The sequence below is a fragment of the Bacillus hominis genome, assembly GCF_030348325.1.
In the GTDB taxonomy this organism is placed as follows: domain Bacteria; phylum Bacillota; class Bacilli; order Bacillales; family Bacillaceae_G; genus Bacillus_A; species Bacillus_A hominis.
In genome coordinates this window covers 141,149-150,793 of the sequence record NZ_JAUCFS010000004.1, presented here as the reverse complement: position 1 = coordinate 150,793, position 9,645 = coordinate 141,149, and the positions used below count along the sequence as shown (strand labels likewise).

Sequence of the window (9,645 nt, the reverse complement as noted above, 5' to 3'; positions counted from 1 at the left end):
GTAGATCCACCAACGGATCCAGATAAACCAAAACCGCCGGTAGATCCGCTAGTAGATCACCAACGGATCCAGATAAACCAAAACCGCCGGTAGATCGCCAGTAGATCCACCAACGGATCCAGATAAACCAAAACCGCCGGTAGATCGCCAGTGGATCCACCAACGGATCCAGATAAACCAAAACCGCCGGTAGATCGCCAGTAGATCCACCAACGGATCCAGATAAACCAAAACCGCCGGTGATCTGCCAGTGGATCCACCAACGGATCCAGATAAACCAAAACCGCCGGTGGATCCGCCAGTAGATCCACCAACGGATCCAGATAAACCGAAACCACCAGTAGATCCGCCAGTAGATCCACCAACGGATCCAGAAAAGCCGAAACCACCAGTAGATCCACCAACGAATCCAGAGAAGCCAAAGCCGCCAGTAGATCCGCCAAAGAATCCAGAGAAACAAACAGAGCCGAAGAAACCAACAAATCCAGAGAAGCCAACAGAATTAAATAAACAAGAGTCAAAATCAGATGTAACGGTTTAAAGGGGGGATTCGTTTACCCATGTATAAGGATAAAATCTCAATTAAATATAAGTTAGCTGAAAAAAAAGTACTCATTCCATTGAGTACTTTTTTATTTGTTGGAATGTTTTTAATCGCTAATTTTTTACTCAGCTTATCTTTAGAGCTGATAGAAACAACATTTAGTGATTTATTACACCCAAAACCATTTCATATGGAGGTAGGATTTCTTTTTCGGATGCCAATTACAGAACATCCAATTTACTACATGCTTGTTTTCCTTGTAGTAATTGGAACCATTGCAAGAACAGTATACAAACTCAAATCTTCTTTCAAAAACTTAAATAATCATGAGAAGGGATCTAGTCGTTTTACAACAGTTGAAGAGCTGAAAAAGCAATATCGATCCGTACCAGATCGAGAGGAATCATTTGAAGGTGGCGGTGGTGTTGTTATCTCTAGATTAGGCGACAAAGTATTCATTGATGATAGCCCAGTGAACAATTTAATTATTGGTACAACTCGCTCTGGTAAAGGGGAAACCTTTGTATTTCCTACAATTGATGTCTATTCTAGAGCGGAACATAAGCCCTCATTAATAATTAATGATCCGAAAGGGGAAATTTTTAGCGCATCCAAAGAAACTTTGGAAAAACGAGGGTATCACATTGAAGTGTTAAATTTATTAAATCCATTGGATTCTATGAGTTATAACTTATTACAACTTGTAAAAGATGCCTATAAAGATGGAGACTATTCAACAGCGCAAGCACTATGTAAAACACTTTCTCACACTTTGTATTACAACCCAACTGTCAAAGATCCTTTTTGGCAACAGTGCGCTATGAGCTTGTGCAATGCCATGATATTAGCAGTTACAGATAAATGTATTGCGGAAGGAACAGAAGAAAAGATCACAATGTATGCAGTAGCGAATATGTTATCAGAACTTGGTTCAAAAGAGGTAATCGTAGATCCAGAAGCAGATCCACAAAATGCATTAGATTTATACTTTGAAGGATTACCAGCCGATAGTGTTGCGAAAATGCAATATGCGACATCTAACTTCTCAAAAGGACAAACGAGAGGCGGTATCTTTACACAAACGATGAATGGTTTGTCCATTTTCACATTTGATGAAATCGCTAAAATGACCGCAAAAAATAGTGTAGATTTAAAACGTGTTGGCTTTGGAATGACGATAAAAGGAAAAGCAAAGCCAAGAAAGCGAGTAGAAATCGTATTCCCGGATGGTTCGAAAGAGTCCATAAAATCAGATATAACAGGACGTTTTGCACTAGATTTTAAGCAATCAGTAAGAGTTGGGGATACAATCCAATTGAATGAAAAGGGAGATAAGAAAAAGAAAACAGCCATTTCTATTAAAAAAATAGACAAAAAGACTGGTGATACAGAATTTAAAGTAGTAGAAGAAAATGAAGATATACAGGTAACAACAATGGATTATTTTGATAAACCAGTTGCAATTTTTATGATTACACCTGACTATGATTCTTCAAATCATGTAATTACTTCTATTTTCGTAAGACAGCTCTACTTCATTTTAGCCAAGGGTGCATCCCTTGCTCGTGGTAATGAGTGTCATCGTGAAGTAGTATTTATTTTGGATGAGTTTGGCAACATGCCGAGTATAGAAGGAATGGCAACGTTAGCGACGGTTTGTTTGGGAAGAAATATCCGTTTTAATCTCATCATTCAAGCGTATTCGCAACTAAAAAACAAATATGGAGATGATGCAGATACCATTGATGGAAACTGTGGGAATACAATTTATATACTAACAAACGACCAACAGACAGCCGAAAGAGTATCGAAAAAGCTTGGGAACAAGACAATTAACACACTTTCCCGAAGTGGAAAAGGTCTCTCTACAGATAAAAACAAAACCGAAAGTCTAGATCAACGACCACTTTTAACACCAAATGAACTTATGAGTCTTAAAGAAGGAGAAACTACTGTTATTCGTGTAATAAAACGTCAAGATAATAATCGAACACGTATCAGACCACGACCAATTTATAATACGGACGAAACAGCCTTAAAATACAGATGGGAATACCTAGGGGTAGAGTTCGATACAGATAAATCTATTTTAGATATAGATATTGACTCCCTACATGATGATGTAGATCCTAAAAAACTCATAGTAGATTTCCTAGGAGAAAGAAAGGCAGAACAAACCAAGAAAGAACCACCAGAGCCAGAACAGGAAACTTCTTCACCAGTAGAGCCACCGCAGCCAACAGAAGAACCTAAAATGATGGGAATTGATGAAGACATTCCGGAAGAGTCATTCCAACAAGAAGATAATCCGTTTGATTCCCTCACTATTGAAAATTGGAAATCGAAAACGGTTATTGAGTTTTTTGAATCTGATTTAGCGGTTTTGAAACTAGTTGATAAGTTCTTTATAGCACAGTTAGGTAAGGGAATAGATGAGGTTGAAAATCAGGAAATGGGCGAGTTTTACAGTGAATTTCAAATGTTGGCTCACAATGACCATATCGACAAAAGTGTATATCAAGCAGTTGAAAATAAGATTCATCGAATTTTACGTGATTTAGAGGAAACGGAACACGTAACGAGTTAGAAAGGCACTCAAATAATTGAGTGCCTTTTTGAATCCAGAAATAAAGGAGGAAGCGAGAATGGAGATGCCGACAATAACAGATAAAATGCAATTGATTTTAGATAGTTACTCGCCATTTGTAACAGAAGAAAATGAGGTCATTCTTGGTCTAGAAGATGCGGTTCTTTTCATTTCAGTAGATCGGGAACAAAAAGGGAAATTGATTATTCGTATTGACAGACTGAATGAAAGGGTGAATTGGACAGCAAAGGAAGTATTAGGACAGCAGTAAGCAAGAGAGGAGGATAAATGGTGAAAGATGAAGAGATTTTAAAAACTTTAGAAGAGTTCTCGGATTATCTCCAAGTGGGTGATATTGTTAATTATGTATTTCGATGGATAGGTTGGTTTATAATTCAAGGTCTATCTTTAATTGTAGATGGCTTGGAGGGTGTGACAGATGCCATATTGGGGGTTAAAGGGTTCTTTAATTCAACGGGAGTACAAGAGTTTGTTGATATGTTATATCCATTGTTCGTCGTTCTTTTAGCTATATCGTTTTTATATATTGGCTACATGTTTATTATGAACAAACAAATGAACCGTTCACAAATTATCATCAATATTTTTGTTACGCTAAGTGTACTTTGCTTATTAAGTACTGGTATGACAAAGGTCGATAAGTTCACCGATGATGCCATAGCAGTTGTAAAATCAGAGCAAAAAGGCTCTTTGAGTGATGAAATTATTAAGAAGAACATAACGGATATTGCAGTGTTAGATCAAAATAAGTGGAAAAAGAAAGAAGATATGAACCCGAAAAATAATATTCCAGAAAAAAATATTAGGCGGATAGATATTACTGAAAAAATAGATAAAGATTTTGAGTTCACAAAGGATAAAAATTTATCGGATGATGGTCAGAAAATTTTACAGAATAAAAGAGTAATGGATGGGCTAGGAACCGCATCTTTAGCAGAATTGAAAGATGGATGGTTTGATTTCTTCCCAGAAAAGTATTATCGCTGGCATTGGAACTTTTGGAATATATTTTTCACCTTACTGATAACAGGATTAACGTTGTTATTGGCAAGTATTAAATTAGCTAGATTATTTTATGAATTGGCATTTAACTATTTGTTAGCCAACATATTAGCACCAGCGGACGTTGCGAATGGTCAAAAGTTAAAAGCCGTGTTATCAAATATCCTCAATATATTTATAGCAACGATTATGATATTCCTATCTTTGAAGCTATATATAATGGGAACGGCGTTTCTCCATGACAAATTAAATGGTGTACCGTATCTGATTGCATTAGCCGCATTTAGTATGGCAGTTCTAGATGGCCCGGCAGTCGTAGAAAGGCTATTTGGAATAGATATTGGATTAAAGAGCAGTTGGGGCATGTTAGCAGGTGGTTTAGCAGGTGGTTTCGCACTTGGTAAAGGAATTGGCGCTCTTGCAAATTCAAAACCAATGAAGAGTCTAGGGAATATGATTGGAAAAGGGGCGAAAGGTGCAGCAGCGATGGCAACAGGTGGTGGCGTAGCTGGACTCATAAGTGGCTTGAAAAAAGGGGAAGAGTCTGAAAATAAAGAGTCCTTGCAAGATCAAATGAAAAAAGCGGATCAAAAAAAAACACAAGGCAATGATGTAGCAAATAAGGAAAAAGAAAAAGGTAACTTAAATAAGGAAGAAGATAAAAATAATGGTGGTACACCATCTATTCAAGAAGGGAATGAAAATCCAGGGGTAGCAAATGGGCAAGAATCAGGTACAACAAGCCTTCAAGATGAAATGAAAGAAGCTGGAAAAGCAAATGGAGCGAGTGAAGGAAGTCAAACAGCCGGAGGAGTAAGACAAGGAGTGAGTGAAGGAAATCCAACAGCCGGAGGAGTAAGACAAGGAGCGAGTGAAGGAAGCCAAACAGTCGGAGGAGTAAGACAAGGAGCGAGTGAAGGAAGTCCAACAGCAGGAACAGTAAGACAAGGAACAAGTGAAGGAAGTCAAACGGCAGGAACAGTACCAAGCGGAAGTAGCCCGGTACCAATGGAAACATCAAGACCAGTACCAAGTGGAGGAAGCCCGGCACCAGTAGAAGCATCAAGACCAGTACCAAGTGGAAGTAGCCCGGCACCAGTAGAAGCATCAAGACCAGTACCAAGCGGAAGTAGCCCGGCACCAGCCGATATCGTGACGGTGACACATAGTAGCCCAAGTGTTCCTTATGAAAGTGATAAAGAAGTGGCAGCAAGTAGTAGTCATGAAACACGTACATTAGGACAATATGCGACGGATACAGTTAAAAAAGGCTATAGCTCTACTACATCGTCCATGAAACAAAAAGTAAAAGGAGTACAAGAGCGAATCAGTAATTCTGAAACGGTCCAAAATACAAAGCGTTTTTATCAGATGGGTCAAAATACAGGTAAAAGTTGGAGAGATATAGTGAACAAAAATAAAAAGAATACAGATGAAAAATAAGCGTAATCGTACGCTTATTTTTTATTGTCGAAAAGGAGGGAATACCGATGAGAAGTTATCGGATTCCGAAGGAAATCAGTACAGAATTACGTATTAATAAAGTGCTATATCTAATAGATTTCTTTTTATTGATTGGTTTATTAGTTGTAACGATGATTCTTAGGAATTTCGTACATGATTCCTTACAATTACCATTTGTTATTTTCATGGCAGCTATTGCCATTATCATGATTTGGCGCCCAAGTACGAATCCTCAAAAACGAATGTATGAAGTATTGATTATTACATTACTAAGAAGAAAAGGTGCATATTGTGCCATTGATAACGATCAATAAGGGAGGGATCACATATGGCGTTATTCAGCGAAAAAGATATAGAAAAAGAAAAGCCACAACAAATAGAAAGACCGAAGAAAAAGGCATTTCGTTTTAACGAAAAAAATGTAAAGGAATCACTTTCTGAACCAAAAGAAATTGTTAAGGTGGTACCCGACGAAAAGAAAGAGGAAGAAAAAACAAAGGTAGAAAGAAAAGTGAAAAAACAGAAGAAAGAAAAGCCAAAGAAAGATGTTTTGAAAAAGAAGAACCCAAAACTTCTAGGCTTTTTCTCTAGAAAAAAGAAAGAAGCACCACCAAAGGTAAAGAAAAGTATTGCGGAAATTATGCAAATCGTAGACATGACGGAGGATGGAATATTTGAGCTGAAAAATGAGGAGTTTTTAGAAATCCTTCAAGTCGAAGGTGACGATATGTTCTCTAAGAATAGCGAAGAACAAGCATTTGTTATTTTTTCACATGCTTATTTTTATCAAGCCTATAAACAGTCCATTAAACTTGTATTTTTAAACTTCCCATGCCAAACGACCGAACAACAAAGATATATAGAGAAAAAAATAAAAGATTGTACCAATCCTTTATATGAACGAATTTTAAATCAGAAGTTAAAAGAGCTTCAATTTTTAGAATGGGGAAGAACAAATCGTGAAGCTTTCTTATTTATTTACGGAGAAACGGAATTAATCGTAAAAGAACGTGTGGAGGCAGCCAAACGATATATTAAGCGTTCTACTGAACTATTAGAGGTAGATGAAGAGAAAAAGTTAGAGCTTATGTTTAAATTGTTTAATCAAAATGCGAAATTGGGAACGAAAAATATATGGTAGTGAGGGGGAAACAACATGTTTGCGTTCAAAAGTAAAAAATCCAAAAAGGAAAAACAAAAAGAACTAAAAAAGAAAAAAGGTTACAATCCTTATTTAGTAGCTAGAGTCCAACCACAAGGGGGTGTAAGTTTTAAAGAAAGTCATGTGCAAACAGGTGATGGAGTGGGTACTTGTATTCATGTGTTTGACTATCCAACAGAGGTAAATGATTTTTGGCTAGAGCACATCATGAATATGCCAAATGTGATTACCACATTAGATGTGATGAGTGATGATCGAAAAGAGGTCGTCGAATCCATTAATAAATCAATGAGTGAACAAAGTGTTCGGCATGATACAGCGAAAGATAATATAGATCGGATTGATGCAAAAAATGAATTTCAAGAGCTGGAAGCCCTTTATACGGATTTAAAACAGGGTGAAGTCATGAAACGTATTCATTTACGTATCTATGTCTCCTCTAGAACATTAGATGAGTTAGAAAAACAAGTGAAAGAAATCATGGAAACATTAGAATCATATAACTTTCGAGGAGCTGTCTTTTTAAATGAGCAGGAGTATGAGTGGGATGCACTTGTAACGAGCTTTGATGTACAAAAAAACTATGTGAACCGAAGGAAAGGGAAAGAAATTCCGGCAGTCAGTTTGGCCGGTGGCTGTCCTTTTCACTATTCTTATTTACATGATCCATTCGGTACGTATTATGGAACAACCAAGACAAAAGGGAATGTAATCCTTGATATGTTTCATAAAGACCATCAAAGGAAAAGTTATAACGGAGTAATCATTGGAAAGCCTGGGGCTGGAAAATCAACCTTACTCAAAAAGAAAGCCGTTGATTACGCAAGTAAGGGACATTTCATCCGTATTTTTGACATTGTAGGTGAATTTGAGGAAACGGTACGTGATCTAAACGGGAAAACAATTGCATTAGATGGTTCACAAGGACAAATTAATCCACTTCAAGTTTTTAAAACCGCAGAAAGTGAACAAGTGAGTTTCATTCAGCATTTATCTAAACTCACAATTTTTTATCGTTTTATTGCGCCGGAGGCACCAGATGATGAGATAAAAGAATATGAAAATTTACTTAGAAGATTATACATTCAAAAGAAATTATGGAATCCGGATAAGGGAGCAAAAAATGAAATTACAAACAAAAAGCCAACGGAGTATCCGATTTTTTCGGATTATTTAGCGTATGTTCGTGAGGAATTATATGAAGATGTGAATACAAGAAAACATCGTGAAAACCTAGGTGAAAATAGATTGCAACGGTTAGAAAAAATCGAGTTGAATCTTGTTAATTTAGTAGAGGCCTATAGAGAGTTATTTGATGGTCATTCTACGATTGAAGATTTCAAGAAGGAACAAGTTGTTTCCTTTTCTTTACGGAATATTTCAGAATTCAAAAATGAAGTTTTTGGTGCTCAAATTTTTAACATCTTAAATTTACTTTGGGATGAGATGATTTCAAATGGTGCGCCACAATTAGATGCATTTAATAAAAAGCATCTTGCTTTTGAAGATGTAATTAGGTATTTCATTTTGATTGACGAATCACACCGTATTATCAACACGAAAGAAGAAAGTGAACATGCGTTACGATCTTTAATTAAATTTAGCCGGGAAGATAGAAAATATTTTGCTGGTCTCTTATATGCAAGTCACAGTATTCGAGACTTTGTACCGGAAGGTTCTTCACAGGCACGAATTGATGATATCAAAGTACTATTTGAGTTAACACAGTACAAATTTATCATGCAACAGGATAATAACAGTTTAGATATGTTACGAAAAGTATTTGCTGGACAGTTAAGTGAAAGTGAAATTGCAGCAATCCCACATTTACCAACTGGGGATGTCATTTTAAGTATTGGAGCTGTAAAAAACATTCACTTTCATGTAGAAGTAACAGATGAAGAATTAATGTTATTCGGGGGAGGTGCTTAATACCATGCATCTGGTTTTAAAGATAATACCAAAGAAATGGCTCATCACTTTAGCATTACTTGTGATGGGTCTTTTTTCTTTTCTTTTACTTGGAGTCGTAAGTATTTTCATTGCAGCAATGGGAAGTGATAGTGGAACAGAAACGGGTGATATTACGTATACAGGTGAAGGGCAAGTCATGAATGTTTCACCTGAAGTTTTAAAATGGGAACCTACGATTCGGAAGCATGCGAAAGACTTTGGCGTGGAACCTTTTGTCGCTTTAATGCTTGCGCAAATGATGCAGGAGAGCGGAGGACGTGGCAGTGATCCGATGCAGAGTTCTGAAGGGGCATTTAATACGAAATATTGTAAAAAACCAAATTGTATTACAGATCCCGACTATTCCATTTGGGCTGGTGTACAGGAGTTTAAGCATGCGATAGAACGAGCTGGTGTAACTGGTCCTGGTGATATGGATCATATAAAAACAGCCTTACAAGCCTATAATTTTGGTACTGGTTTTTTTGATTTTATTTTTTCAAATGGCGGTAAATATACAAAGGAATTAGCTATAAAATTCTCACAGGAGCAATACAAAAAAGTAGCTCACACTGGTATGTATCATTGCCTTAGACCGGAAGCTGTACCGTATAACGCGTGTTATGGCGATATTGTGCGCCCGTAGAGGGAGCAAGAGAACATGGTGATTGCAAACCATTAGGTCTTCCCTAGATGACCTATCATCACTTGACTAACCTTGGAAGGAAACTGAAGGGGGACAACAGCATGTCAAGAAAGCCGTAAGTTGATTAATCATCGAATCACGACTGAACGGCAAGATGTGAAATATGGATAAGGATGAAAGCTATACTGCTTGAACGATAGCACAAGGAAGGCTACCGTAACTCATTTCGGAAGATGGTTATATACGGAATGTGGTAGATGACATAG

7 protein-coding genes and 1 pseudogene are annotated in these 9,645 nt (G+C 37.1%); all 8 read left to right on the top strand.

The genetic code is table 11. The features are described 5' to 3' along the window. The first annotated feature begins 250 nt into the window (after positions 1–250). On the top strand, positions 251–541 hold the full coding sequence (locus QUF93_RS02395; protein ID WP_289375191.1) for a hypothetical protein: 291 nt from the start codon (positions 251–253) through the stop codon (positions 539–541). Between the two features lie 19 nt (positions 542–560). Next, on the top strand, positions 561–3,131 hold the full coding sequence (locus tag QUF93_RS02390) for a VirD4-like conjugal transfer protein, CD1115 family (RefSeq protein WP_289361332.1): 2,571 nt from the start codon (positions 561–563) through the stop codon (positions 3,129–3,131). A gap of 58 nt (positions 3,132–3,189) precedes the next feature. Beyond that, positions 3,190–3,402 (top strand): hypothetical protein, encoded by a 213-nt coding sequence (locus QUF93_RS02385; protein WP_289361331.1) that lies wholly within the window; start codon positions 3,190–3,192, stop codon positions 3,400–3,402. A 20-nt stretch (positions 3,403–3,422) separates the two neighbouring features. Next, positions 3,423–5,597, top strand: a complete 2,175-nt coding sequence (locus tag QUF93_RS02380; protein WP_289361330.1) for a pLS20_p028 family conjugation system transmembrane protein — start codon at positions 3,423–3,425, stop codon at positions 5,595–5,597. 47 nt (positions 5,598–5,644) lie between these two features. Continuing rightward, a complete protein-coding gene (locus tag QUF93_RS02375) occupies positions 5,645–5,932 on the top strand; it encodes a DUF5592 family protein (protein ID WP_002166621.1) in 288 nt (95 codons plus the stop codon). Between the two features lie 14 nt (positions 5,933–5,946). Beyond that, entirely contained in the window at positions 5,947–6,759 is an 813-nt protein-coding gene (locus QUF93_RS02370; RefSeq protein WP_289361329.1) for a TraC-like domain-containing protein, read from the top strand. 15 nt (positions 6,760–6,774) lie between these two features. Next, positions 6,775–8,712: a VirB4 family type IV secretion system protein gene (locus QUF93_RS02365; protein ID WP_289361328.1), complete on the top strand. Its 1,938-nt coding sequence runs from the start codon at positions 6,775–6,777 to the stop codon at positions 8,710–8,712. A 4-nt stretch (positions 8,713–8,716) separates the two neighbouring features. Continuing rightward, positions 8,717–9,370 (top strand): annotated as a pseudogene (locus QUF93_RS02360) (lysozyme family protein); the annotation flags it as partial. Between the last annotated feature and the right edge of the window lie 275 nt (positions 9,371–9,645).